Here is a 25,169-nt window from a genome sequence, read left to right on the forward strand (position 1 = left end):
TTAAGTTTAATCTGGCTCTTAATTACATAGATACCATAATTGCAAGGCACACACATACAATATAAATAAATTGAAAAATAAAATCATAAATACCGCTTAATACACAGCAAAGAGATTTTTTATTCTGATTTTTAAATCCTAGATTTATTGTAACCATTCTATGACAATAACCAAACTTACAGACTTAGAATTATTTCATAAAATTTTGCTCGATGACGTGAATGCTTTTAATGAGCTATTTGAACGGCATTGGGCAAAAGTTTATGCAGTTGCCTTCAGGTATGTTAAGGATCGTGAGTTGGCGCTAGAAATTTCACACGATATTTTTGTAAACATCTGGACGAAAAGAAAGCAACTAAACATCGATAGCTTTCAAAATTATGTAGTAACTGCTGCAAGTTATCACGGAATAAGAAAGAGCCGTGTTTTAAAAGCTATTCCGATTAGCTACGTAGCGAATTACTTTGAAAACGAAAAAATGTTACCTGCAGCCTTGAATTTTCAAAACGCTAATCTGGGCGAGCAGAAAATTCGAGAAGAGGAGTTTAATACAAACATTTCAGCACTGCTCGAATCGCTTCCAAACCGCTGCCGGGAAATATACATCATGAGCAGAAAAGATAACCTAAGTATTAAAGAAATAGCAACTTTATTAAACATTTCAAAAAGAACAGTCGAAAACCAGCTAACCATAGCGCTTAAACACCTTAGAGCAGCACTGAAATATTATAGCTTACTGCTTATTTTGTTCGATAGTTATCGCTCACTTTAATACCTAACCGCAAATTTAACGGCATAAAAAAGGCCATCTTTTCAGACAGCCTTAAATTTTAATATTTAATTAAATTAACGAATGGCGATGGTTTTGAAAACTTCCTGATTTTTACCTTTAACTATAAAAGTTAATTCTTTACCAAAAGTTTTAGCAATGTTAAACTTTTTAACCAATTTAGATTTATCGGTGAAGGTTTCATTATAAACTTCATCATTGTATTCATTTAAAATTTGAACCTCGATTGGGCCTTTATCAGCATTATCTAACGAAAGGGTCAACATGGATTTATCTTGATTGAAAACCGGCTTTAAAAGTTCCGTAATTTTTGGAGCTGAAACAACAGCTTTATTATTAGCAATTACTATTTTATATGCGGCAAGCTTAGAATCAGATTCTACATTAAGCATATATTCACCATCTGGAAGCGCATTTAAATCGTAACTTTTAGATGAAGCACCCGTAGCGTGAATATTTTCTTCAAACAAAACCTGATTATTTAATTCTGTTATAGATAAGCTAATATCAGAAGCTTCATCAATTGTAAATCGAATAGTTTTGTTATCCTCACTTTTTACTTTAAGTGTGTAAACATCGTCGTTTGCATATGTTGCAGAAGCAGTGAACATTGTTGCTGCAATCAGGCTGATTTTTAGTAAATTTTTCATAATCAATAATTTTAAGGGGGTTAGTAATTATTTGATAATGCTAAATTACCACTGTTTCAGGCACATAGATGATTCAATATGTTCCAATAAATATGCTATATTAACCCTTAAATACTAAAAAATAGATTATATAAACAATAAAGCATATTTTTTTTTAATATTTTTGTTCAGAATATGAAAAAAATTAAGCCAAGTTTTGAAATTGTTGAACCTTCCTTCGGTAGTTCTTTTTACTATTCGAAATATGATGAAAATGCAAACAACAAAGCCCATCTCTGGCACTATCATCCAGAAATTGAAATGGTTTTTGTGAATGGTGGATCGGGGAAAAGACAAATCGGCAGTCATGTTTCTTATTATACAGAAGGCGACTTAATTTTAATTGGCAGTAATTTACCACATTGCGGTTTTACCGATACCAATACAGGTAATAAAAACGAGACTGTAATTCAAATGAAACCCGACTTTTTAGGCGGCGATTTTTTACTTCTTAAAGAAATAAAACCTATATTCGATCTGTTTGATAAGGCAAAAGGCGGAATCGCTTTTGGTGCTGAAACCATAAAAGCAGTTGGCAGTAAAATCGAAAAAATGGAAAATCAACAGCCATTTGAAAGATTAGTGAGTTTACTAGGTGTTTTAAAAGAGCTCGAAAAATCTGTAGATTATAAAATTTTAAACGCTTCGGGTTTTTCGATGGAAATGCAAATTCAGGATAACGATCGTATTAACATGGTGTTTAATTATGTTAAAGATCATTTCTTGGAAGAAATTAGTTTGGAAAAAGTTGCTGAAATGGCAAGTATGACTGTTCCTTCATTTTGTCGTTATTTTAAAAAGATAACCAAGAAAACTTTTACCAAATTTGTAAACGAATATCGTATTGTGCATGCATCAAAACTCTTAGCCGAGAAACCAATGAGTATTTCCAATATTTGTTTTGAAAGCGGCTTTAACAACTTCAGTCATTTCAACAAATTATTTAAAGAATTTACCGGAAAAAGTGCCTCGCAATATCGGCAAGAACTGAAAGCTGTTATTAAATAGATATTGAGATATAAATGCTTCTATTTACTGCTTTTAAATTGCCAGCCTTACTAAATAATATGCCCGCTACAAACGAGCACAAGCGCAAATTAGTAAAGTCGTAATGCTCATGCAGGTGTGAATGCTAATGCAAGAAGCTTTGATTTATAACTGAATCTACTTAATACTGTTTAACTTTTATCCTATAGTTACCTTTATAATATTCCTTCATTTTAATGACATCTTTCGATTTTTCTGTTAGCCAGAAGATAGCATAACTATCTTTACTATAATTAATTTTAAGTAACCAGCACTTTACAGATATGTCTTTATTCAATTTTAAATCTTCTTTGCCGGTTACTTCGTAACGATGGTAGGTTGCCGATTTCTCATTAGGATCAAAAAAAGAAATGTCGAACTGTTGACCAACTCTTTTAATTGGCAGTAAAGGATATGTTTCTAAATCTTGCTCCCATGAAATAATTGGGATATCTAATTTAACCGGAGCCTTTTTTATTGCCTCATTATTTTTTACGGTGTCGGCCGGCTGCATAAAACCATTTTTATAATCATAAGCAAAAATACCCCGGCGTTTATAGCTGGCATAATGGTAAATGGGAGCCAGTGTTTTTCTATCGCAAATATTAATTATTGAGGCAAATAATGAATCGTTATGGATCCATTTCCAGCCGAATTCTACCACATCATTTTTATTTTTTTCACCAAAAGAAATTGTCCTCTCCCAGATGTCGCCAACTGTCCGTTTTGATTCAAGAGAATCAGTCATGTAAACCAGATAACTGCTTTTTCCCTCTTTTAAATTATTCAGGATTAACTTATGATTTTCGGCATTTATGGTGTCTACCTGAGCCATTGTTAAGGTATTTAAGGAAAATAAAAGGGCAGTGATTAAAAATAACTTTCTCATTTGAAAAGGATGAAATAAATTGCTGTAGCTAACTTTCAGTATTTAATATCAGACCAATTCAATTAAAAAATGTTACAAATTAGCATGAAAAGGTTAGCGTATTCAACTTTTCAACATTCCAAATTTATGGCATTCCAACTCCATAAATTTTTCCTATTTTCGTGCCGATGGAAAATTTTATTGTTTCTGCCCGTAAATATCGCCCGGCAACGTTCGAAACCGTAGTTGGTCAGCAGCATATTACAGGCACTTTAAAAAACGCCATAAAAAACAACCAGTTAGCGCAGGCATTTTTATTCTGCGGTCCGCGTGGCGTTGGTAAAACAACTTGTGCCCGTATCCTGGCAAAAACCATTAACTGTACCAATCCTACAACAGAAATGGAAGCTTGCGGGCAGTGCGAAAACTGTGTATCTTTCCAAACAGGTCACTCTTTTAACATTCACGAATTAGATGCAGCATCTAACAACTCTGTTGATGATATCCGTAGTTTAATTGAGCAGGTTAGAATACCGCCACAAGCCGGAAAATATAAAATCTATATTATTGATGAGGTGCACATGCTTTCAGCAAATGCATTTAATGCTTTTCTGAAAACCTTAGAAGAACCCCCATCTTATGCGATTTTTATTCTTGCTACGACGGAGAAGCATAAAATTTTGCCAACGATTTTATCTCGCTGCCAAATTTTTGATTTCAACCGCATACAGGTTGAGGACATTTCGAGCCATTTAGCAGCAATCGCTCAAAGAGAAAACATCGCTTTTGAAGCAGACGGTTTACACATTATCGCCCAGAAAGCAGATGGCGGTTTGCGTGATGCGCTTTCCATGTTCGATCAGATTGCAAGTTACGCCAATAAGAACATTACGTATAAAGCCGTAATTGATAACCTGAATATTTTAGATTACGATTACTTTTTCAAACTTACCTCCCATTTAATCGCCGCAGAAGTTAGTAACACTTTGCTTTTATTTGATGAGATTTTGAATAATGGTTTTGATGGAAACAACTTTATTAATGGCTTAGCTTCACATTTCCGTAATTTATTGGTTGGCAAAGATGCTGCAACAATTAAATTATTAGAAGTTAGCGAAAATATTAAGCAAAAATACCTGGAACAGTGCCGCCAAACAGAATTATCATTCTTGTTAACAGCATTAAACCTTGCCAATAGCTGCGATTTAAATTATAAAAACTCTAAAAACCAACGATTACAGGTTGAGCTGGCATTGATTAAAATGTGCCACATCAGGTCGGTCGTCCATTTAGCCCAACAGCCTTTAAGCCTTAGTAATACAGCAACTGACGAAGATCAGGATAAAAAAAAAACTAATGTCGTAGCTGAAAAAGTGGAAAGCATAAAGAATAAAGCCAAAAGCGAAGCTACTCCACAAACAGAAAACCTAAAGAATAAAGCTGAAGGCGAATACAATTCAGAAGCAGAAAGACTAAAGACTAAAACCGAAAGCGAAAACCATTCAAAAGAAATACCAAGAGTTAATCCGCTTTCTTCTGCAACTTCTATAAGCATTAACATTCCAAAAGCCAATGCAGCGAGTACACTTATTCCTTCTCTTAACGATTTGGAGCGTGTGGCGAATGTGGAAGAAGATTCCGGTCTGAAAAAAGTTACCGGCGAAGCAAGAGAACCTTTTAATTATGAAAGGCTATTAGAAGTTTGGAACAATTATATTCAAATGCTTAAAGCAGCCGATAAAATTAATCTTTTTACTATTTTAAATAATTTTGCACCTACTCTCCTTAATCCTGAAGTAATTGAAATTTCTGTTGAAAGTAAGACACAGGAAAAATTTGTGCAGAAGGAATCAGTAGAACTGCTTAATTATTTAAGAAATGAGTTGAGGAATTTTGGCCTCGAAGTTACTTATAAATTGATGGAACGAAAGATTGAAAACAGATTGTACGGGAATAGAGAAAAATACGACTATCTGGTTAATAAAAATCCAAAATTAGACGAATTGCGCAAACGCTTTAATTTAGATATTAATCCTTAGTCAGTTGAAAGTTCTCAGTTGCCAGTTTTCAGTTAACACCTTAATGCCAACTGAAAACTGAAAATTGCTAAACTGCATTAGGTTCATCATTAATTGGATAACCTTCTTCATCTAAATCATCTCGATTATCTTCAGGTGTGCGGGCTAAAATTTCATCTTCAGGATTTAACTTCACGCTTTCGCCATTATCTACGTGCATACCTAACTCTTCTAAATTGTCATCTGCAATTTCTTCATTTCGTGCGTATTCGTCGCCTACATACGGATTGGCTTCATCGTAGGTAGAATCATCATCTTTTGCTCCGGCAGCAACCGTTTCATAACCCATCGGGTGGTCGTAATCTTTATCGGTTCCTTTTACATCCAGCTCATAGCTTTGTTTATGCTCATCAAAAGATAAGTTTTCTTTATTGATTTCGATGTTTTCTGTGGTGCTGTGTATTTTATCTTGCGAGCCTTTATTTTCGTTAGTATCCATAATGGTATCTCCTTTTTTAATTTGAAGATATAACAAACGGATGGGAAGATGGTTTTTATTCGAAGATTATTAGATCTATAAAAAGTTTTCAAAGACGTTTTATCAAATCTCTACATTGCTGATGATTATTGGAAAAGTGGAGATTTAATTAACAATTAATATATTAACAGCTAATATCACGTTTGCAATATTGCAGTTTCATCGCTACGCACCATGTTGGCAAAAGTCTGGCTTGTCGCTAATCCGTAAACTTCTAAGTCTGTTTGTAAAAATGGGCATATTTATTAAATTCACCTAACTGTAAAATAAATATGTAAAATTTAAACAAATCCCTTATTCAAACATTTTTGTATAAAATAAGCAGTATTGAATCTGCTTATCTAAACGCATTTGTATAAAATAAATAATTTTATGGCTGTTATAAATCTTATTCCAACAGAAAATAAAGTTTTTATTAAATTGACTGGTTAAAAGGTCTACAGCTAAAAGCAGATTTAAATATCATATAATTATTGCAATTATTTTTTCTAGCTGGATCTTTACCTTTGTATATCCTCCCGCTCATAAATTTTTACGTAATAGTAGAATCTATTTTATTCTACTTATTATTTGCGTGCTGATTGTCTGCTTTTCAATATTACATTTTAGTGCAAACCTATCTAAGAATGAAAAAATCCAGTGCTTCGCATCTATAAGTCCAATTACTGTGTTTATCTTATATAAATGGTTTGACACCATAATTTTAAGGCGTTACAACCGTCATCTTTTTTTTCACACAAAATTTGGTGCAGATGAAGAAACAGAACAAGCTACTTCCATTGAGTTCTTTTTTCAGGCAATTTTAACTTTTATTCCCTTTATTTGGATTTGGCTAGGATTGTTAATTTTTTAAAATAGAAATTTTTATCAAGTTAAAGTTTTAGTAATAAAAAGATTTACCTTCTTAAAAATCAAAAACCCCCAACCGAAATCAAATTCGATTGGGGGTTTTAACTTATTATTATTCGCTTACAAAGAAGCCAATGTATTATTTAAAGTTGCACTTGGACGCATGGCTTTTTCAGTTAATTCATCGTTAGGATTATAATAGCCCCCAATGTTTTGAGGCTTGCCTTGAGCACCGATTAATTCCTCATTAATCTTCGTTTCATTTTCAGCTAAGACTTTTGCCAGCGGCGCAAATCTCGCTTGCAATTCCACATCTTTTGTTTGTGCAGCCAAAGCTTCTGCCCAGTATAAAGCTAAATAGAAGTGAGAACCACGGTTGTCAATTGTTTCTAATTTACGTCCCGGAGATTTATCAGTTGCCAAAAATTTAGCGTTTGCTTCATCTAACGCATCAGCCAAAGTTTGTGCTTTTGCATTATTTTGGGTTTGCGATAAATGTTCTAATGAAGCCTGTAGCGCTAAAAACTCACCTAATGAATCCCAACGTAAATAACCCTCTTCAATAAATTGTTCAATGTGTTTTGGAGCAGAACCACCGGCACCGGTTTCGAATAAACCGCCACCATTCATTAAAGGAACAATAGAAAGCATTTTCGCTGAAGTTCCTAGTTCTAAAATTGGAAATAAATCTGTTAAGTAATCACGCAATACATTACCGGTTACAGAAATGGTATCTTCACCTTTACGAATGCGCTCTAAAGTAAATTTAGTTGCTTCGATTGGTGCAAGAATGCGGATGTCTAAACCATTAGTATCATGGTCTTTTAAATATTTATTCACCTTCGTAATGATTTCTCTATCGTGTGCCCTGTTTTCATCTAACCAGAAAATGGCTGGTGTTTCAGATAAACGAGCTCTGTTAACCGCAAGCTTAACCCAATCCTGAATTGGGTCATCTTTGGTTTGGCACATACGGAAGATATCTCCTTTTTCAACTTTTTGATCGAAGAAAACTTTACCATCCGCATCTGCTACACGAATTATTCCGTTAGCCGCAGCCTGGAAAGTTTTATCGTGTGAACCATATTCTTCAGCTTTCTGGGCCATTAAACCAACATTCGGCACAGAACCCATCGTGGTAACATCAAAAGCACCATGTGCCTTACAATCATCGATTGTTGCCGTGTAAACACCAGCGTAACAACGATCTGGAATTAAAGCGATGGTATCTTGTGGCTTACCTTCTTTGTTCCACATTTGTCCTGATGTACGAATCATTGCCGGCATCGATGCATCGACAATTACATCAGAAGGTACATGTAAGTTGGTAATGCCTCTATCAGAATTTACCATGGCTAAAGCCGGCCCGTTTGCAATCGCATCGGCCAGTGCAGCCTCAACTTCAGCTTGCTTAGGGTTGCCAGTAATTTTAGCATAAACATCTCCTAAACCATTGCTGGTGTCAACATTTAATGCTGCAAATAAATCAGCGTATTTTGTAAAAACATCAGCAAAGTAAACCTCTACAATCGCTCCGAAAATTAATGGGTCAGATACTTTCATCATCGTTGCTTTTAAATGCGCTGATAATAAAACACCCTCAGCTTTTGCTTCTTCAATTTCTTTGGCTACAAAAGTTTTTAAAGCCGATAAGCTCAACGCAGAACTATCAATAACCTCTCCTGCTTTTAATGGCGCTAAACCTTTCAATTCTTTTACTGAACCATCTTCAGCTACAAATTCAATTTTAAACTGACTTGCTTCTGAAAGTGTAACTGATTTTTCAGAACCGTAAAAATCGCCTTCACTCATGCTGGCTACTTTTGTTTTAGAATCTGCAGACCATTTGCCCATTGAATGTGGATTGGTTTTAGCATAATTTTTAACCGCTTTAGGCGCTCTTCTATCCGAATTACCTTCACGTAAAACTGGGTTAACAGCCGAACCTAAAACTTTTGCATATTTAGCTTTGATTGCTTTTTCTTCATCACTTTGTGCATTATCAGGATAGTTTGGAATATCAAACCCTTGTGATTGTAGTTCGGTAATTGCACCAACCAACTGTGGGATAGATGCTGAAATATTTGGTAATTTTATAATGTTTGCTTCTGGTGTTGTTGCCAATCCGCCCAATTCTGCTAAAGCATCGCCGATTTTTTGTTCGTCTTTTAAATATTCAGGAAAGTTTGCCAAAATTCTTCCCGCTAAAGAAATATCCCTGGTTTCTACATCAATACCTGCTGATGCAGTAAAAGCCTGCACAATAGGTAACAACGAATAGGTAGCCAGCATTGGCGCTTCATCTGTTTTGGTGTAGATGATTTTTGATGTATTTGACATATTATATTTGATTTTTTACTAATAATTTAAATGAAACAATAAGATTTCTGATTAAAATCCCTCTTTTTTTAAAATCGTCTAAAGATAAAATAATCGATTGACTTAAGGAACACCGCAATGTTATTTATGGTTTTTGAGGTGCCAATAAATATATTTTTGTGAGGTTAAATAAACATCTCTTTCCTTTTTACGTTATTAAAACGAGCAAACTGGTTAATTATAAAAAGCATAAAGCATATACAATATGAGCGAGCAGAACTTAGAACAAACTTTATACAGCAAAAATTATACGGAAGCAAAAACATTGATAACCGAAGGTTTTAAGCTATCTAAAAGCTTACAGGAACATCAAAAAGCCCAAATTTTCGATAACCTGTTCAAGGAAAAACAATACGAAATCCTCCATTTGATGGCTAAAGATAACACCATCGAGACCGATATTTACGAATTCGACAGCTTTGATAAAAGTATTTTTCAAAGCCTTATCAGAAACCTTGGTGATGACGAAGAGGCCATTCAGTTCTTAAATAAATTCATTACCCATTTTGACAACCTTAATGATGAAGTTGCTTCTAAAACCCTGCTTGGCTACTTTTTTGAGAAAGGCGCCAGCATAGAAAAAATTAAAGTTTTAATAGATGCAGGTTGTGATGTAAATTTTAAAAATAATACAGAAGAAAATTTTATTCATCTGGTGATAAAAACCAATTTGATGAAGCCGGACCTTTCATTAGCCTATCTCGAACTTTTAATTAATGAAGGTTTAGATGTGAATGCACCAAATGTTGTCCAAAAAACACCTTTAATTACTGCAATTGAATTTAACAAAAAAGAATATTTAGACCTGTTGTTAGCGCATGGTGCCAACCCTAACGATTTAGATAAAGACGATAATTCAGCTTTTTTTATGCTGTAGCCCATAAGCAGGATTTAGATATGTACACTAAACTAAGGAATTATGCGAGTCCCGATTTTGATATTTTAAATAAAGATCAGGTGAGTTTATTATTTGAATATGTCAGAATGTTCTACAGTTCGGAAAAAGGGCTGGAAATGCTTCGTAAACTCATCGAAGATGGTGCCGATATTTATCAAACAAATATGTACTACGGTAGAGAAAGTACACCTTTGGATTTAATTGCCGAAAAATCAGCAGATATTCTGGAAACGGTTCTTGATTCGGGAAAAGTTGATGTAAATCAAAAAGATAGCCATGGCAATACCTTATTGCATAAAGTTTGTGCCTATAACGTAAATTATGAAGCTGAAAAAGCCAAAGAAATCTATCGAAAAGTAAAGCTTCTGATAGAAAACGGTGCAGAAATTTCTATAACAAACGATCAGGATAAAACGGCGCTGATGTTGGCATCTGACGATAACCTGAAAATCAAAACGGTTGAATTATTAATGAAACAGTCTTAACATCTAAATTAAAAAATATGTCGATGTCTTTTATAATTGCCTGCGAAAGCGGCAAAAGAAAAATAGCAGAACTTTTATTGGCAAACCAGGAGGTAGATGTAAAATATACTGATGAAAAAGGACGAACGGCCTTGCACTATGCGGCACATCAGGGTTATTTAGACCTTGTTAAAATGCTGGCAGATGCAGGTGCCGATATAGATTATGAAGACCATGCTGGAGAGACACCAATTTATTTTGCTTGTTTGCAAAAACAAAAACAAACCGCACTTTATTTAATTACACAAGGCGCCAACGTAAATATTAAAGATAATAAGGGAAACAGCTTGCTCCATTTAACTGCGCAAAACGGACAAACAGAAGTATTGGAAAAATTGCTCGAAGCTGGCTTAGCCGTTGATGTTGAAAATAACCAGGCCGAAACCCCACTGCTTGTTGCATCGGGATGGAGAAATAAGGAAATTATTCAAAAATTAATTAACAATGGAGCCAATGTAAATACCACCAATAAGCAAGGTGATTCGCCTTTGTTGTTAGCGGCAAAATCTAAAAATACACCGATGGTTGAATTAATTCTAAATAATGGCGGACTTATAAATCATATTAATCACCAAGGAGAATCTGCATTACTAATAACCTGCTTCGATGCTAATCGAATGCTCACCAAACTTTTGGTTGAAAAAGGTGCAGATGTTTTTGTATCCTCGAAAAATGGATTATCGCCCGTTTGGTACGCCTGTAGCCAAAACCAGAAAGAAATTGTAGAATTGTTTTTAGAAAATGGTGTTGAGGTTAATTATTCCAAACCCCTATCCGGAAATGATGATTCAATGTACTCTTACCTGGAATGGGTAGAAACGGCAAATAACCTTTCGGTTTCTGCGGGTTTCTCATTCGATATTTCTTATAACTATGGCGGTGAAAGCATGTTGCATGTAGCAGCTAAAAGTGGTCACTTAAGCATGCTAAAATTACTTTTAGAAAAGGGTGCAAATGTTAATATCCAAGATGAAAGCGGTAATACAGCTTTACATTACGCTGCTGCAAATGGCAAGAAAGATATCGTTAAATTTCTTTTAGAAAATGCCGCAAATCCATCTATTGTTAATGTAAAAGAACAGAAAGCCATTGATTACTCCAACATTAAAGGCTTTAATGAAATTACAGAATTACTTTTAAAAGCCAGTCCCTCAAGTTCATTTAAACAAACATCGCAAAGCCAGGTTGGTGCAGAAATAACCCCTGAACCTGCAATAGAAAACTTTACTTCAAAAAAGCAAGCCTTATTGGATTTAAAGGAACTTATGGATGCAGGCATATTATCCCAGGAAGAATTCGATACAGAAAAAATAAAAATCCTTAAAAGTTAGATTATATACAGGTTCAAACATATTTCTGCTTTATAGTGTTGTAATTATTAATTAATCAACCTATTGTCAATTCTGTCATCTTATGAAAAAAGAAATTTTATACACGGTACTATTTTCATCAGCCCTGTTAGCTGGCTGCCAATCCAATTCAAACTCGAAAAGAGATACTGATAGTTTAGCAAGTGATACTACCATAGAAACTTATACAGCCGAATTAAACCTGCCTGCCCCCGATGAAAAAGCAGCAAAAAGCAAATTCAGTAAAGTTATTAACTGGCCTGAAGGTAAAACACCAATAGCACCCGAAGGCTTTGAAGTAACCAGATTTGCTTCTGGTATAAAAAGTCCGAGAAATATGTTTGTAACGCCAAATGGTGATATTTTAGTTGTACTTACAAATTCTGAAAGAAGTGCTGCTGAAGCGGTTGCGGGTGCGGTTACAGGGAAATCAAAATCGGAAGTGCCAGGAAAAAGTGCAAATACCATTTTACTTTATCGCGATGCGGATAAAGATGGAAAAGCTGAAACCGTAACAACATTTTTAACCGGGTTAAAACAGCCTTATGGAATGACAATTATTGGCGATAAATTTTATGTAGCCAATACCGATGGGCTTTTTCAATACCCTTATAAAACAGGGGATACCAAAATTACCGGCCAAGGAAAAAAAATATTAAGCCTGCCAGCAGGCGGCTATAATAATCATTGGACACGTAATCTGATTACAAACACAAACAAGAGCAAGATTTATGTAACCGTTGGCTCTGGCAGTAATGTTGGCGAAAACGGAATGGAAAATGAAGTTCGAAGGGCAAATATCTTAGAAATTAATCCGGATGGAACGGGAGAAAAAATTTATGCTAGCGGCTTACGTAATCCTGTGGGAATAGATTGGGCACCTGGAACAAATATGTTGTGGACAGCGGTAAACGAACGTGATGGTTTAGGCGATGAGCTCGTACCAGATTATATTACTAGTGTTAAACAGGGTGCATTTTACGGATGGCCATTCTCTTATTACGGACAAAATGAAGACCCTCGTATGAAAGGTAAAAATCCTGAACTCGTAAAAAAAGCAATTGTACCCGATGTACCTGTTGGTTCGCATACTGCATCATTAGGTTTAGCATTTTATAAAGCAACAAAATTCCCTACAAAATACCATGGAGGAGCTTTTATTGGTCAACATGGTTCGTGGAACCGTTCTGCATTGGCAGGATATAAAGTTGCATTTGTGCCATTTAAAAATGGTAAACCAACAGGCAAGCCCGAAGATTTTTTAACCGGATTTATTGCCGATGCCGATAAAGGTGATGTTTATGGTCGCCCTGTTGGTGTAACCTTAACGCCTGATGGTGCATTATTAGTTGCCGATGATGTTAGCGGTATCATCTGGAAAGTTTCAGCTAAATAGTTTTTAGCTTGCCACAGATTCGCAGGTTATTTGTAATTTTATCCCTTAACCTGCGAATTTGTTTTAAATACGTTTAATAAATCTCTATTGAAATCAACGTTTACTCTAATTTTTACGTGCTTGGTCTTAACTGTCGCTGCACAAATTTCTCAAACAGATTCTACAAAAAACCTTAACGAGGTTGTAATAAAAGGTTATTATAACGCCGTACCACTTTTACGTTCGGTATCTGCGGTTAGCCTGGTCGATAGTAATTTAATCCGCAACCAGCAAAACAATTCTCCTGTAAGCATTTTCAACACCGTTCCTGGTGTAAGAATGGAAGAACGTTCTCCTGGCAGTTACCGGTTATCATTACGTGGCAGCTTATTAAGATCGCCTTTTGGTATTAGAAACATAAAAATTTATATTGATGATTTCCCATTAACTGATGCAGGTGGAAACACGTATTTGAATCTTTTAGATGTTGCCTCTTTAGGTTCGATTGAAATTTACAAAGGACCTGAAGCAAGTATTTTTGGTGCAAATACCGGAGGTGCAATTCTAATAAATTCACCTGATAACCAAAATAAAATCGAAGCTTCAATAAGTGGCGGTTCTTATGGTTTGTTCCATCAAACTGCAAATATTCAGCGAAGCTTTAAAAATTATAGCTTCAGTGTTACACAAGGTTATCAGAAAAGTGATGGTTACAGGCAAAACAGTGCTACGGATCGGAAATATTTCCAAACCACACAACAATGGAATTATAATCCCTCCGGATTTTTGAAAGCATTTATTTTCTATAGCGATTTAGCTTATAAAACGCCAGGAGGTTTAACATCAGTTCAATTGGCGCAAGACCCAAAACTGGCCAGACCAGCAACTCCTACAATTCCCGGAGCCATAACCCAACAAGCTGCGATTTATAATAAAACCATTTTTGCAGGCTTATCGAACACTTATCAAATCGATAAAAATTTCAGGCATGTAATTGCCTTATTTACCTCATATACCGATTTTAAGAATCCCTTTATTACCAATTACGAAAAGCGTAATGAAAGCACTTTGGGTTTGAGAACGTTTTTAGAATTTTCGCAAAGCAATGAAAACTTTAAGTGGAATGTACAAGGCGGTTTAGAAAGTTCGGGAACAAGAACACAGGTAAAAAACTTTAATAATAATGCAGGTAATCCTTCGGCAATGCTTGCTTATGATGATTTAAAAGCCAATCAGGATTTTGCTTTTCTTCGTTTGAATTTTGATATCAGCAGTAAATTATTAGTTGAAATGGCATCGAGTATTAACTTTTTTAACTACCAGTATGAAAGCTTTTTTCCCGTAGTAATTGCAGCTCAAGAGAGAAAATTTACCGCACAGCTGATGCCTAAAATTGCACTTTCCTATTTATTGAATCCAGAAATTTCTGTACGTGCATCGGTAAGTAAAGGCTACTCTCCTCCTACCCTTGCCGAGATTCGTTCATCAGACAACAATATTAACAATAGCCTACAGGCAGAAAAGGGCTGGAATTATGAATTCGGTTTAAGGTACAAAACCAAGAATAATCGCTTTTACGCAAATGGAAATATTTTCCAATATGAACTTAAAGATGCGATTGTAAGGCGCTTAAATGCCAACGATACAGAATACTTTATTAATGCGGGCGGAACCAGGCAGAAAGGAATTGAAACGGAAGCTGCACTTTGGTTAATTCAAAACCAAAATGGTTTTTTAAATGGTTTACAGTTAAGGAGCAGTTACACTTACAGCCATTACCGTTTTGAAAATTTTATAAGTGGAAGTGTGAATTATTCGGGCAACAAACTTACCGGCGTACCAGAAAATGTTTTGGTTAGCAGCATTGAATTCTTATTTAAAAAAGAATTTTATTTATTTTGGCAACATAATTACACTTCTACCATTCCATTGAACGATGCAAACACAGTTTACGCGAAGCGGTATAATTTGATTGAAGCTAAGGCAGGCTTAAGAAATTTAAAAATCGGCAAAGCAAAACTGGAAATATTTTCAGGTATAAATAATCTCCTTAACGAAAATTACAGCTTGGGGAATGACTTAAACGCTGCAAATAACCGATATTTTAATCCAGCAGCGGGAAGAAATTACTATGCAGGAATTTCTGCGAAGTTGTAACCGGGATTTATGAAAAGGAATTTGTAATACAATACTGATACGAAACTTTGTTACGGGCTTGAAGATTTATGCCTATCCGAATGAGCAGACAATACACGGTTCGACTCTCAAAAAGAAAAACTTATAACAAGTAGAAATACATTTCATGTGCGCAAGTGTTCATACCTACCTCAAGCAGTAAGATAAAGCAGGTGATTTTTAAGACATCAGGAATGGTGAATGCCTGATAAATTATTTTAATACGCTTTAAGATCTCCGCATTGTTGATATGCTGGGCATGCAGATTCAACACGGCTAAATTGCCAGGTTGTTTGCGTAAAACAGAAAATAAACAACGTGCTGTAAATCCTGAGCTCGCCGAAAGATTATTTTTCCGACATTATTAAATTTCGGCAAGCCCAGGCTGTTAACAATTCTGCTTTATTTGACGACATCTTATGAGCATCAAAATAATTCAGAATTTTATTCCCACTAATTCACAACTTCCAACGCTGCTATAGAAACCTCCGTTACCACAATGTCTACAGTATAATGCTTACTTCCATCTTTACCTTCATAGATGTTATTCACTAATCTGCCTTCAATAGTTAAACGTGTTCCTTTTTTAATTTGCGCTTCAGCAAAATCTGCTTTGGCATTCCAAAAGGTTAAGGTAAACCACTGCGTGTTTTTCACTTCCTCACCCGAAGCATTTTTGTAATAATCGTTGACAGCTAATCTTACCTTTGCCAGTTTCTGTGTTCCCGATAAATCTTTAACTGCTGCATCAGCACCTGCAAATCCGCTTAGTACTACTTTGTTTGTTACGTTTTCCATGATCTAATAAATTAATTTTTCTAATTTTTAACGACCAATAGCCACCATGACTATCGACAGAACAAAGTTGCAACGGGTAACAAAACTTATTCGGATAATAAATATTTATAGTCGCTTATAAACGTTTAAAAACGGATAAGTTGCCGTCATTGCTCAAAAAAGCCTTTTAAAATTTGTTCAATTTCTAAATATTCAGTAGTTTTAATTAATCATCCCATAATTAAATCAATAATTATGGACCGTTTCTGTTTAGATTGTAATGGCTTGCTTAGGGGCAGAGCCGATAAAAAATTTTGCGACGATCAATGTCGAAATAATTACAATAACCGCCAAAAGGCTGATGACAATAGCTTTTTAAATGAAGTTAATCGGGTTTTAAAAAAGAATAGAGATATTTTACGAAATAAAAATCCAGAAGGAAAGATTAAAGTTAAACGTGAAATTTTGCTTCGTAAAGGTTTCGACTTTAATTACCATACCCACACCTACGCCACCCAAAAAGGAACAATTTATGTTTTTTGTTATGAGTATGGCTATCTCCTATTAGAAAATGAAGAAGTTTTATTGATAAAACGTGAGGAGAAATAATGGATAAGATAAATTGAGAAGCGAAGCTGATTAAGCATAGTCGTTTAGATAGAATAGCTGTTTATTTTGAAAAGTGAACTGATTTAATTGAGCGCATTAAAAAAATTAAAGGTGCAAAATGGAGTTCAAGCTTGAAGGTTTGGCATTTACCAGCAACGGAAGAAAACCTAAAACGTTTTAAATTAGATGAATTTGACTTAATTACAACGCCTGCGGAGGTTGTTTTGCAAATTAAGGATTTCAAAAATTTTTTAATGTCAAAGCGGTATAGTTTAAGCACTATTAAAACTTATAGTGAAGCGTTACGTAGTTTTTTGATGTTTTTTAATCCAAAACCAGCTAATGAATTAACGAATGCAGATGTGATTACATAAAATAACGATTTTATTGGTCGAAATAAATTATCATCCTCTTATCAAAACCAGATTGTTAATGCCATTAAACTCTATTTTAATTCTATACAGGATAAAAGTATGGTTGTAGAAAAAATACATCGACCACGGCCTGAACATAAATTACCAAATGTACTAAGCAAGGAAGAAATAAAACTAATTTTAGAAGCTTTAACAAATATTAAACACAAAACTATGCTTAGTTTAATTTACAGTTGTGGCTTACGGCGAAGTGAATTATTGCATCTTAAACCTACTGATATCGACTCGAAGCGTAATCTTATATTTATCAAACAATCTAAAGGGAAGAAAGACCGCATTGTGCCCCTTTCGCTAAAAATTTTAGAAATGTTAAGAGAATACTATAAGTTGTACCATCCAAAAGTTTGGCTTTTCGAAGGGCAAAAAACAGAAAATTTATATTCGGAGAAAAGTTTGCAAAGTGTACTGAAGCAGGCGTTAAGCAAAGCGAAAATAATTAAACCAGTAACTTTGCATTGGTTGCGACACAGTTATGCTACCCATTTATTGGAGAATGGCACCGACCTGAGGTATATACAAGAGTTGTTGGGGCATAACAGCTCCAAAACAACTGAAATTTACACACACGTAAGCACCAAACATTCAGCATATAAAAAGTCTATTTGATGATTTATAACGACATTTTTAATACTTTTAAAAAAATAATGGATGATGGTTATCAGGCCAATACGCCCAAATTTGGGTGGATAAGGATGATAAAGTCAGACCTATATGTAAGTTATAGCTAATGCCCAAAGACGACCAACAATGAAATTCGAGTTGACTGATTTACGAAAGCAAATTTCTGACATTGAAATCATCAATGACTTGAGAACAGTTGCAAATAATTTAGAAAAGCATTCACTCAAAATGAGAGAATATTGTAAAGCTAATGGCTCTCAATATAATTATCAGACAGCAAAAAAACGATTTGGAAGTTGGGAAACCGTTTTGAAGAACGCAGGTCTCGAAACTGAAAAAAGTATTCACGGAATAGAATACGGAGAAACCGCCTTGAAAACTGAATTGCTAATTAATGATTTAATTAGTGTTGCTAAAAAATTGGACAATCCAAAATTTACTATCTCAGACTATGAAACATATGGGAAATATGGAAGCGCAACTATTCAAAAACGTTTTGGAGGTTGGAATAATGCGAAGAAAAAAGCTAAACTTGAAATAGGACGTAATTACAATACTTCAATAGAGGAATATTTACAAAACATTCTTGACTTATGGACACACTATGGCAGACAGCCAAAATATGCAGAAGTCGTAAAGCCCCTTTCAAAATACAACATAAGTTCTTATGAAAATAAATTCGGTTCTTGGCGATTGGCATTAGAAAAATTTATAGAGTATGTAAATTCTGAAAGTGTAGACGAAAATATTGAACCTCAATTCATAGAACTAAATAAAGAAAAAATCAGTAACCTAAAAGAAACCAAAAAAGAAATAAAAATCAAACGCACACCGAGAGGAATAAATTTAAGACTTCGATTTACTGTACTTAAAAGAGACTTTTTTTCTTGTAGAAAATGTGGTCGTGCCCCAGCAAAAGACCCCAACATCATATTACACGTTGACCATATTAATCCTTGGAGTAAAGGAGGTGAAACAGTAATTGAAAATCTTGAAACTCTTTGCGAACAATGTAATTTGGATAAAAGCAATGTGCTGTAAGATGGAATATAACACTAGCTATAACAGCAAATTTGCACAAAAATGGCTGACGGTGGTTTAGGTTAATTAATCAGTTATTTACTTAATTTAGTGCGGTACGACAATGGTTCTGCAAGTAATGCCATTTCTGCACAAATTTTCAAAACGTTAGAAGCCATTTAATTATGAGACTATTCAAAATAGACAAAAATACTTTGACGCAAGACCTTATTGGATTTTTAGGGATTGCAAGTGGTTTCTTTCAATTATTTCAAGTCGTAGTTAAAGACGAAAAGATAAACGAGTTTGTGCTGATATTTTGTATCATTTGTTTTTTAGCTTATTTTATAATTACTAAACGACAAAAGAAAACACCATTAAGAAACCTTGACGATTACTTTTTAATTCCGCATTTCAACTACGATGTAGGTCAAGTGCAAGTCGAAAGTGAGCTAGAACAAATCGTTGCTCTTGCAAGAGCAAATTATAGTTGCCCAATTAACGAAATGGATTTTAAAAAACCTATTTGGCAAAAAAATCCGTTCACATTTTTTATAGTTAAAGACGATGCTGGCGATGTCAGAGCAAACATAAATTTATTGCCTTTAACAGAAGATGCGTATAATAGGCTTAAGGCAGGAAGCATTTTAGAAAGCGAACTGACAGCTAATGATGTTTTGGGCAATACTGACGAAGAAAAAAATAAATGTAGGTATATCTATGTTGAAGGACTACTTTCTAAATCCGAAGACGGAAGCATATCAGATAAAAATGCCTTAATATTAATTGGATGGAATTTTGAAAAAATTGTCTCAAATCTAGCATCAAATTTAATCGATACAGTTTATTGCGGGATTGGAGGTTCAATTGAAGGAGAAAATTTAATGAAAAGATTAGGATTCCATATTGCTGTTCCTGCTGAAAAACGAAAAGACAAATTAGACTTTTTTGTAGTTGATTTTAATAAATTAAAGCAAAACCTTGACAACAAAACACTAGTTGGCACAATCAAAAAAATCATTTCCAAGACCTAAAAACGGCTGCTAACATTGTGTTTATAAAATTGTGGCTGGACGTTAAGCATTCAACTTTAAATCATTATTTTGCTTTTGTGGTTAATTGAAACTGACGTTTTTCAAATGCCACAACTTCATAAACACTTAACCGTTATGGCTCATTTTAAAAGACGACACGACCAATGCAAATTGACGAAGAATTAAGACATAGAATTGGACTTGCACTAAATGAAGCGACCTTACTTGGAGTTGAGTTTGACAAGGAGAAAAATTTGGTTGCTTGCTCATTTGCGTTGGTTACTATGGACAAGGACGGAAATGTTCCCGAAGACAATCGACTTTTATTCATTTTCAAGCAAGTTGGACGATTTGTTGCTTCTTTACGCAATGGACATTGGGACGACAAAAACGCTGAAGTTGAAAAATTTGAACCAGAAAATATTTTAGAGATTATCCACAGCTTTAAAGGACTTTCGATTTATGGTTGGGACTTTATTAATTGTGGTGACAAAGATTTTGATACTTGGAAAGACCGCTTAAGTTTTGACTACTTAACAGGCGACAATATTGGACTAACAAACACTATTAACCTTTTTCAGGAAGGAGGAAACAGACATATTGACCTAAGAATTTGGTTTGACGACTTTGAAGTTTTGACACCAAAGTATGAGCCAGTTGACTTGGAAGAGTTCTTAGAAAATGGTAAACGTGGTTGGAACGCAGTTTACGAAAATAACGACAAAATGGGCAATTTTGGAATTATTCCGGCAACAGCAGATAACGAACAAAAATTAAAGACTGCAATAAGTAATTTGACAGGAGAGCAACAACCAAAAAGTTGGTGGACAAAACTAAAAGACAAGTTTAAAAACTGACGATGGAAAGAAAAACGAGCCATAACAGGCTTTTGGCATAAGTGGCGGTTCAGTGCTCCACAGACACATTTGTAGTTAATCAAAGTTTGGTTCTCCGCATCAAGATTTGTGGTGAAAATCGCCACCTTCGCCAAGTGCAAACAATCAAACGAATAATGAATACTTGGTAAAGATAAAAAGTAGTGACTTTGAAAAAGCAGACAAGGTATTGACAGCAATATCTGCTAAAGACGTAAGTGCAGTCGACCAAAACCACTACCTATTTAATTTTACTGATGAAGAATTAAGAGATATATTGTTGAAAAGCGACGAATGGAGCAAGTATGATTATCTTTTGGCGCAAAAAATACTTCAAGACAGAGGACACAAAATAGATACCGAAACTATCAACGCCTTGAAAGAGAAAAGAATTGAAGAGTTAGCTAAACCTGAAAAAAATCAAAAACTTTCAATAGTAGCTGGTTACGTATTCGCAATCTTTGGTGGACTTATAGCAATATTCATTGGTTGGCATCTCTTTTCACATAAAAAAACACTGCCCAATGGGGAACAAGTCTATAGCTATTCCGAACAAGACAGAAAACAAGGGAGAATAATTTTAATTCTGGGTACTTTATCAGCTATCATTTGGACAGCTTTTAGGTTTATTAAAAGTTAAATTTGGCTACTTATAGCGCTTTTCGCTAAATTTAGTGCCGAACGATAGGGTTTCTAAAAGCAACTCCGCAAATTCTTAAACCTGCAAAACGTTAGCAGCAAACTTTGAAAAACCAAACGCTAAATAAATGTTACAAAAAGACTTTGAAATATTTAAGGAAAAATACCAAGAAACTTCTTTTACTAAATCATCTAATAATTTGGTTTTAGAACTTTATTCGTTCATTTTGAAAAATGAAAATGTTGATAGCGATTTTTGGACTGAAGGGAATGGGTTCGAAGATATTCATCGCATCTTATTTGATTTTGACGAAAGTGATTGGACGGATTTGAAAAATGACGTTAAAAATTGGACTTCCTTTCAAGTAGAATTATTTACCAATGGATTATTGTGTCCTGATTATTACAAAGCTGATTTTAGCGAAAATGAAATTTATAATTTAGAAAATCGCTTTGCTGTACTTCCTATTCTTTTGGAAATTGGAGAAACTGAAGGAGAAATCAGTAATAATATTGAAGATTTTATAAAAAGCTATTTTCCTTTAATGAATGCTAAAAGCACAAAGATTGAATATAGTTTAAAAGAATTAAAAAAATGGAATGACAATGAAAAAGGTTGGCGAAATCGGGAAACAGGACAAATAGTTAGAAGTCCATTTACAGAAACTATTGAAAACGCATATAAAAAAGTCTGCAGCTAACATCGGTTTGGCAATAGTGGGGATTTAGTGCTAAATTCAAGTTCAGTTTTTCAATTGAAATTTTGTGCAAAATAGAAAATATGTGCTTCGAATTCCGCCACTTCGCCAAGCTGCAAAACGTTAGCAGTAATACTGGGCGCATACCTAGCAGGCGCATACCGTTCAAATTTCATACACAAACTGCCGGCATTTTTACAACCCCGACAGTTTTTTGAAAGTGGCTATTCCTTTTCAAGGTCAATAATCAACTTGCCTTTCTTTTCGTGAATAATTACATGGTCTTCAACTTCAAACCCGAGTTTGCGAATCCACTCGCCCTGCAATAAGATGACAGGAATTTGGTTTCCATTCACATATTTGTAGTAGACTTTTAGACAACGAACTCCATCAGGCATTTTCGCTTTTGGCACATAGCAAGCACCGCAACTACAGTGGCTATCTGCTTTTTTGATTTGGGTTGGGTCGTACTTCGGAATGGAAGTAGGTTTCTGATTTTTCTGTTGATGCATTTTAGAAAAAATTAAAAAGTTAAAAAATAGCCCAAGGTCACCGCATCAACAGTCGGAAAACCGAATATCAGCTGGACTTACACCAGATTGCCTGGGCTTTATTATAAATGAAATATTTCGTTGGATTGCTCCAACTGTCGATGCATTATAAAGATGAGGTTTTTATTTTAATTAGTCGGAGATAAACGGATAAAATCATTTAAAAAACTTCTTTGTCTACATTTTAGGAATTCTAGTAAATGTTAGTTAAATTTATTAACTCTCAAAATTAAATTAACGAAGAAATGCCCTTTCAGCTAACTCACAACAAATTTGAATATATACGCTCATCACTTCTCAATGTAAAGCTAAAATTTCAATCACAATTATAATTGAAAATTAAAGCTTTAATGCAATAAATGCTCTGCAATGCAATTAGATATTAGGTTTATTAATTAGCAATACCTACTTCTAGGCACTAAACAAATAATAAACCAAATTATGAATAAAGAAATAAATTCACTTAGTGAACTCATCACAATTTTAAAAGAGGATATTGGAACATATAGTGAAGATGTTTGGTTTAGAGGTCAGGATTGTTTTGATTGGCAACTAACACCTGGTCTTTTTCGGTATACAACTGAAGTCTCAGAAACATCTTTACTAACTAGATTTAAACAATCAGCATCATTATTAATAGACACATCGCCAAAAGATGACTTTGACTGGCTTTTTTTAATGCAACATTATGGAGTTCCAACCAGATTATTAGATTGGTCTGAAAGTCCGCTAACGTCACTTTATTTTGCAATTTCCGATGAGGAACATGATGATAAAGACAGTGCTTTGTGGATGCTGAAACCAATTGAATTAAATAAATTGGCAAATATAAAAACAACTGAAAAAAATTACATTCCCTCCTTTGATGACGAGTATCTTACTAATTATAACATACAAAACGTAAATTCTAACAAAAAATTAGAAATGTCGCCTGTTGCAACAATAGCGACAAGAAATAATTCAAGAATACAGGCTCAATTAGGTGTATTTACAATCCACCACTTAGATAAAAAACCACTTGATGAATTTTGTTCTAACAAAGAAATTATTAAATACTTAATCCCAAAAGTGTCCAAATCTTTGTTAAGAAAAGAGTTAGATTTACTTAGTGTAAATAAATTTTCATTATTCCCAGAATTATCAAGTATTGGCGAAATCCTTAAAAAGAAATTATCATGAGTTATATAGAAACGTTCCCACTTCAACATAGTACTATTTTGAGAATTTATTCAGAAAGAGATGAAATAGAAACTTCCCCTGAATATCAAAGAAATGGTGGTATCTGGACACCAGAAAAAAAACAACTCTTAATTGATTCTATCATTAATAATTATGATATTCCAAAAATTTATTTTCATCAATTTTCGAGAGAAGAAAGGGCTAAAATTGGCAGAACCTATTCTATTATTGATGGAAAGCAAAGATTAGAAGCAATTTGGTCTTTCATTAATAATGATTTTAAGCTCTCTGGAGATTTTGATTATCAAGACGATGAATCTATAAAAATTGCTGGAATGAGTTACAATGATATTGCACAAGAATATCCAAAACTTAAAATAAAATTTGATTCATTTGTTTTACCAATAATTTGTGTCCTTACTGATGATTTTGATTTAATCGAAGACATGTTCTCCAGATTAAATGAAGCAGCACCACTGAATTCAGCAGAAAAAAGAAATGCTTTTGGAGGAGATATGGTTAGAGTAATACGCGAAATTTCTAACTTGAAATTGTTTACTCAAAAAGTAAAATTTCAAAATAATAGGTACCAACATTTCGAAATAGCAGCAAGATATTTATTAGTTGAAGCTTCTCACCATGAAAATGGAAAATTGATAGATACGAAGAAAGTTTATCTAGATTCGATGTCTAAAAGATACAAAACTGGGCATACAGCTCTAGTAAACAGCTTTAGAGATACTGTAAAAAATGTTGTTGATTCAATGTCACAAACTTTTATAAATCAAGACCACCTCTTAAGAACTCAAGGGATAATGGTCGTTTATTATTTATTGTTTAAAAAAGCATTGGAAAAAAATGTGACGATAAGTAGAATAGATCTGCAAAATTTTGATGATTTAGTCAGGAATAATAGATTGACTGCAGAAAAAAATTATGAAGGTGCTGATTTTGATCTTTTGGAATTTGATAGGTTGTCCCAATATGGCACAAATGATGTATCAACTATTAAAGAGAAATTGAGAATACTATCAGAGTATTTAAACTTGTAGTGAATTATTATTAATACTAGGACTTGAAGAAACTTTTGCGAAATCAACTTTTAAAGTATGTCATTTAAATGAATAATGTAATCGGGAAATAACACTGCACAAGAATTGGCAATTAAGAGTGCACAGAAAACGGCAACAAGAGTGCACAGCTTTACAAAGCTAATCTTCTGGTTCTAACTTGCAAATATTGTTTTCCTATTTT

Annotated in this window: 24 protein-coding genes; 18 read left to right on the plus strand and 6 right to left on the minus strand. The window is 34.2% G+C overall.

Annotated features, from left to right (window positions below; translation table 11 throughout):
* Positions 1–160: 160 nt before the first annotated feature.
* Positions 161–772: an RNA polymerase sigma-70 factor gene (locus IEV50_RS06185; RefSeq protein ID WP_188412349.1), complete on the plus strand. Its 612-nt coding sequence runs from the start codon at positions 161–163 to the stop codon at positions 770–772.
* A gap of 74 nt (positions 773–846) precedes the next feature.
* Here IEV50_RS06185 and IEV50_RS06190 read toward each other — a convergent pair whose 3' ends face one another.
* Positions 847–1,440 (minus strand): T9SS type A sorting domain-containing protein, encoded by a 594-nt coding sequence (locus IEV50_RS06190; protein ID WP_188412350.1) that lies wholly within the window; start codon positions 1,438–1,440, stop codon positions 847–849.
* A 174-nt stretch (positions 1,441–1,614) separates the two neighbouring features.
* On the opposite strand from IEV50_RS06190, the gene IEV50_RS06195 reads away from it, so the two are divergent.
* Positions 1,615–2,487: an AraC family transcriptional regulator gene (locus tag IEV50_RS06195; RefSeq protein ID WP_188412351.1), complete on the plus strand. Its 873-nt coding sequence runs from the start codon at positions 1,615–1,617 to the stop codon at positions 2,485–2,487.
* A 160-nt stretch (positions 2,488–2,647) separates the two neighbouring features.
* Here the strand turns inward: IEV50_RS06195 and IEV50_RS06200 are convergent, their stop codons facing one another.
* Positions 2,648–3,394, minus strand: a complete 747-nt coding sequence (locus IEV50_RS06200) for a DUF3108 domain-containing protein (RefSeq protein WP_188412352.1) — start codon at positions 3,392–3,394, stop codon at positions 2,648–2,650.
* Between the two features lie 167 nt (positions 3,395–3,561).
* Here IEV50_RS06200 and IEV50_RS06205 point away from each other — a divergent pair, with 167 nt between their 5' ends.
* A complete protein-coding gene (locus IEV50_RS06205) occupies positions 3,562–5,412 on the plus strand; it encodes a DNA polymerase III subunit gamma/tau (protein ID WP_188412353.1) in 1,851 nt (616 codons plus the stop codon).
* A gap of 67 nt (positions 5,413–5,479) precedes the next feature.
* Here IEV50_RS06205 and IEV50_RS06210 read toward each other — a convergent pair whose 3' ends face one another.
* Together IEV50_RS06210 and IEV50_RS06215 are read right to left on the minus strand one after the other, a co-directional pair.
* Positions 5,480–5,890, minus strand: a complete 411-nt coding sequence (locus IEV50_RS06210; RefSeq protein ID WP_188412354.1) for a hypothetical protein — start codon at positions 5,888–5,890, stop codon at positions 5,480–5,482.
* Positions 5,891–6,898: 1,008 nt separating this feature from the next.
* Positions 6,899–9,118: an NADP-dependent isocitrate dehydrogenase gene (locus IEV50_RS06215; protein WP_188412355.1), complete on the minus strand. Its 2,220-nt coding sequence runs from the start codon at positions 9,116–9,118 to the stop codon at positions 6,899–6,901.
* 244 nt (positions 9,119–9,362) lie between these two features.
* Here IEV50_RS06215 and IEV50_RS06220 point away from each other — a divergent pair, with 244 nt between their 5' ends.
* From IEV50_RS06220 to IEV50_RS06240, 5 genes are all read left to right on the plus strand, one after another.
* Entirely contained in the window at positions 9,363–10,034 is a 672-nt protein-coding gene (locus IEV50_RS06220; protein WP_188412356.1) for an ankyrin repeat domain-containing protein, read from the plus strand.
* Positions 10,035–10,054: 20 nt separating this feature from the next.
* The gene (locus IEV50_RS06225) at positions 10,055–10,540 is read left to right on the plus strand and encodes an ankyrin repeat domain-containing protein (protein WP_188412357.1); all 486 of its coding nucleotides are present in this window, start codon (positions 10,055–10,057) and stop codon (positions 10,538–10,540) included.
* A 23-nt stretch (positions 10,541–10,563) separates the two neighbouring features.
* Positions 10,564–11,910 carry an ankyrin repeat domain-containing protein gene (locus IEV50_RS06230; protein ID WP_229746644.1) on the plus strand — a complete coding sequence of 449 codons (1,347 nt, stop codon included), beginning with the start codon at positions 10,564–10,566 and terminating at the stop codon, positions 11,908–11,910.
* 82 nt (positions 11,911–11,992) lie between these two features.
* Entirely contained in the window at positions 11,993–13,324 is a 1,332-nt protein-coding gene (locus IEV50_RS06235) for a PQQ-dependent sugar dehydrogenase (RefSeq protein WP_188412359.1), read from the plus strand.
* A 120-nt stretch (positions 13,325–13,444) separates the two neighbouring features.
* On the plus strand, positions 13,445–15,460 hold the full coding sequence (locus IEV50_RS06240) for a TonB-dependent receptor (RefSeq protein WP_229746645.1): 2,016 nt from the start codon (positions 13,445–13,447) through the stop codon (positions 15,458–15,460).
* Between the two features lie 471 nt (positions 15,461–15,931).
* Here IEV50_RS06240 and IEV50_RS06245 read toward each other — a convergent pair whose 3' ends face one another.
* The gene (locus IEV50_RS06245) at positions 15,932–16,276 is read right to left on the minus strand and encodes a single-stranded DNA-binding protein (RefSeq protein WP_188412361.1); all 345 of its coding nucleotides are present in this window, start codon (positions 16,274–16,276) and stop codon (positions 15,932–15,934) included.
* 234 nt (positions 16,277–16,510) lie between these two features.
* Here IEV50_RS06245 and IEV50_RS06250 point away from each other — a divergent pair, with 234 nt between their 5' ends.
* The 8 genes from IEV50_RS06250 (at position 16,511) to IEV50_RS06280 (ending at position 22,188) form a co-directional block, all read left to right on the plus strand.
* Complete coding sequence (locus tag IEV50_RS06250; RefSeq protein WP_188412362.1) at positions 16,511–16,864, plus strand: hypothetical protein; 354 nt, start codon at positions 16,511–16,513, stop codon at positions 16,862–16,864.
* 254 nt (positions 16,865–17,118) lie between these two features.
* Entirely contained in the window at positions 17,119–17,238 is a 120-nt protein-coding gene (locus IEV50_RS19890; RefSeq protein ID WP_371870266.1) for a phage integrase N-terminal SAM-like domain-containing protein, read from the plus strand.
* Positions 17,239–17,337: 99 nt separating this feature from the next.
* Positions 17,338–17,904, plus strand: a complete 567-nt coding sequence (locus tag IEV50_RS19610; RefSeq protein WP_229746646.1) for a phage lytic cycle repressor MrpR family protein — start codon at positions 17,338–17,340, stop codon at positions 17,902–17,904.
* A gap of 141 nt (positions 17,905–18,045) precedes the next feature.
* Entirely contained in the window at positions 18,046–18,960 is a 915-nt protein-coding gene (locus tag IEV50_RS06260) for a homing endonuclease associated repeat-containing protein (protein ID WP_188412363.1), read from the plus strand.
* 164 nt (positions 18,961–19,124) lie between these two features.
* Entirely contained in the window at positions 19,125–19,973 is an 849-nt protein-coding gene (locus IEV50_RS06265; protein WP_188412364.1) for a hypothetical protein, read from the plus strand.
* A gap of 164 nt (positions 19,974–20,137) precedes the next feature.
* Positions 20,138–20,830 carry a hypothetical protein gene (locus IEV50_RS06270; RefSeq protein WP_188412365.1) on the plus strand — a complete coding sequence of 231 codons (693 nt, stop codon included), beginning with the start codon at positions 20,138–20,140 and terminating at the stop codon, positions 20,828–20,830.
* 163 nt (positions 20,831–20,993) lie between these two features.
* A complete protein-coding gene (locus IEV50_RS06275) occupies positions 20,994–21,488 on the plus strand; it encodes a hypothetical protein (RefSeq protein ID WP_188412366.1) in 495 nt (164 codons plus the stop codon).
* A gap of 127 nt (positions 21,489–21,615) precedes the next feature.
* Positions 21,616–22,188: a hypothetical protein gene (locus tag IEV50_RS06280; RefSeq protein WP_188412367.1), complete on the plus strand. Its 573-nt coding sequence runs from the start codon at positions 21,616–21,618 to the stop codon at positions 22,186–22,188.
* Between the two features lie 221 nt (positions 22,189–22,409).
* Here IEV50_RS06280 and IEV50_RS06285 read toward each other — a convergent pair whose 3' ends face one another.
* Entirely contained in the window at positions 22,410–22,697 is a 288-nt protein-coding gene (locus IEV50_RS06285) for a SymE family type I addiction module toxin (protein ID WP_188412368.1), read from the minus strand.
* Between the two features lie 480 nt (positions 22,698–23,177).
* Between IEV50_RS06285 and IEV50_RS06290 the strand changes: the two genes are divergently transcribed.
* Together IEV50_RS06290 and IEV50_RS06295 are read left to right on the plus strand one after the other, a co-directional pair.
* Positions 23,178–23,915 carry an FRG domain-containing protein gene (locus IEV50_RS06290; RefSeq protein WP_188412369.1) on the plus strand — a complete coding sequence of 246 codons (738 nt, stop codon included), beginning with the start codon at positions 23,178–23,180 and terminating at the stop codon, positions 23,913–23,915.
* Entirely contained in the window at positions 23,912–24,967 is a 1,056-nt protein-coding gene (locus IEV50_RS06295; RefSeq protein WP_188412370.1) for a DUF262 domain-containing protein, read from the plus strand. Before IEV50_RS06290 ends, IEV50_RS06295 begins: the two co-directional genes overlap by 4 nt.
* Positions 24,968–25,169: the final 202 nt, after the last annotated feature.

It is taken from the genome of Pedobacter mendelii (assembly GCF_014635725.1).
GTDB lineage: Bacteria > Bacteroidota > Bacteroidia > Sphingobacteriales > Sphingobacteriaceae > Pedobacter > Pedobacter mendelii.

What these genes read in the sequence shown, in the direction of transcription:
- IEV50_RS06185 (WP_188412349.1), top strand. Translation starts at nt 161, where the DNA reads ATGACAATAACCAAACTTACAGACTTAGAATTATTTCATAAAATTTTG.
- IEV50_RS06190 (WP_188412350.1), bottom strand. Translation starts at nt 1,440, where the DNA reads ATGAAAAATTTACTAAAAATCAGCCTGATTGCAGCAACAATGTTCACT.
- IEV50_RS06195 (WP_188412351.1), top strand. Translation starts at nt 1,615, where the DNA reads ATGAAAAAAATTAAGCCAAGTTTTGAAATTGTTGAACCTTCCTTCGGT.
- IEV50_RS06200 (WP_188412352.1), bottom strand. Translation starts at nt 3,394, where the DNA reads ATGAGAAAGTTATTTTTAATCACTGCCCTTTTATTTTCCTTAAATACC.
- IEV50_RS06205 (WP_188412353.1), top strand. Translation starts at nt 3,562, where the DNA reads ATGGAAAATTTTATTGTTTCTGCCCGTAAATATCGCCCGGCAACGTTC.
- IEV50_RS06210 (WP_188412354.1), bottom strand. Translation starts at nt 5,890, where the DNA reads ATGGATACTAACGAAAATAAAGGCTCGCAAGATAAAATACACAGCACC.
- IEV50_RS06215 (WP_188412355.1), bottom strand. Translation starts at nt 9,118, where the DNA reads ATGTCAAATACATCAAAAATCATCTACACCAAAACAGATGAAGCGCCA.
- IEV50_RS06220 (WP_188412356.1), top strand. Translation starts at nt 9,363, where the DNA reads ATGAGCGAGCAGAACTTAGAACAAACTTTATACAGCAAAAATTATACG.
- IEV50_RS06225 (WP_188412357.1), top strand. Translation starts at nt 10,055, where the DNA reads ATGTACACTAAACTAAGGAATTATGCGAGTCCCGATTTTGATATTTTA.
- IEV50_RS06230 (WP_229746644.1), top strand. Translation starts at nt 10,564, where the DNA reads ATGTCTTTTATAATTGCCTGCGAAAGCGGCAAAAGAAAAATAGCAGAA.
- IEV50_RS06235 (WP_188412359.1), top strand. Translation starts at nt 11,993, where the DNA reads ATGAAAAAAGAAATTTTATACACGGTACTATTTTCATCAGCCCTGTTA.
- IEV50_RS06245 (WP_188412361.1), bottom strand. Translation starts at nt 16,276, where the DNA reads ATGGAAAACGTAACAAACAAAGTAGTACTAAGCGGATTTGCAGGTGCT.
- IEV50_RS06250 (WP_188412362.1), top strand. Translation starts at nt 16,511, where the DNA reads ATGGACCGTTTCTGTTTAGATTGTAATGGCTTGCTTAGGGGCAGAGCC.
- IEV50_RS19890 (WP_371870266.1), top strand. Translation starts at nt 17,119, where the DNA reads ATGTCAAAGCGGTATAGTTTAAGCACTATTAAAACTTATAGTGAAGCG.
- IEV50_RS19610 (WP_229746646.1), top strand. Translation starts at nt 17,338, where the DNA reads ATGGTTGTAGAAAAAATACATCGACCACGGCCTGAACATAAATTACCA.
- IEV50_RS06260 (WP_188412363.1), top strand. Translation starts at nt 18,046, where the DNA reads ATGAAATTCGAGTTGACTGATTTACGAAAGCAAATTTCTGACATTGAA.
- IEV50_RS06265 (WP_188412364.1), top strand. Translation starts at nt 19,125, where the DNA reads ATGAGACTATTCAAAATAGACAAAAATACTTTGACGCAAGACCTTATT.
- IEV50_RS06270 (WP_188412365.1), top strand. Translation starts at nt 20,138, where the DNA reads ATGCAAATTGACGAAGAATTAAGACATAGAATTGGACTTGCACTAAAT.
- IEV50_RS06280 (WP_188412367.1), top strand. Translation starts at nt 21,616, where the DNA reads ATGTTACAAAAAGACTTTGAAATATTTAAGGAAAAATACCAAGAAACT.
- IEV50_RS06285 (WP_188412368.1), bottom strand. Translation starts at nt 22,697, where the DNA reads ATGCATCAACAGAAAAATCAGAAACCTACTTCCATTCCGAAGTACGAC.
- IEV50_RS06290 (WP_188412369.1), top strand. Translation starts at nt 23,178, where the DNA reads ATGAATAAAGAAATAAATTCACTTAGTGAACTCATCACAATTTTAAAA.
- IEV50_RS06295 (WP_188412370.1), top strand. Translation starts at nt 23,912, where the DNA reads ATGAGTTATATAGAAACGTTCCCACTTCAACATAGTACTATTTTGAGA.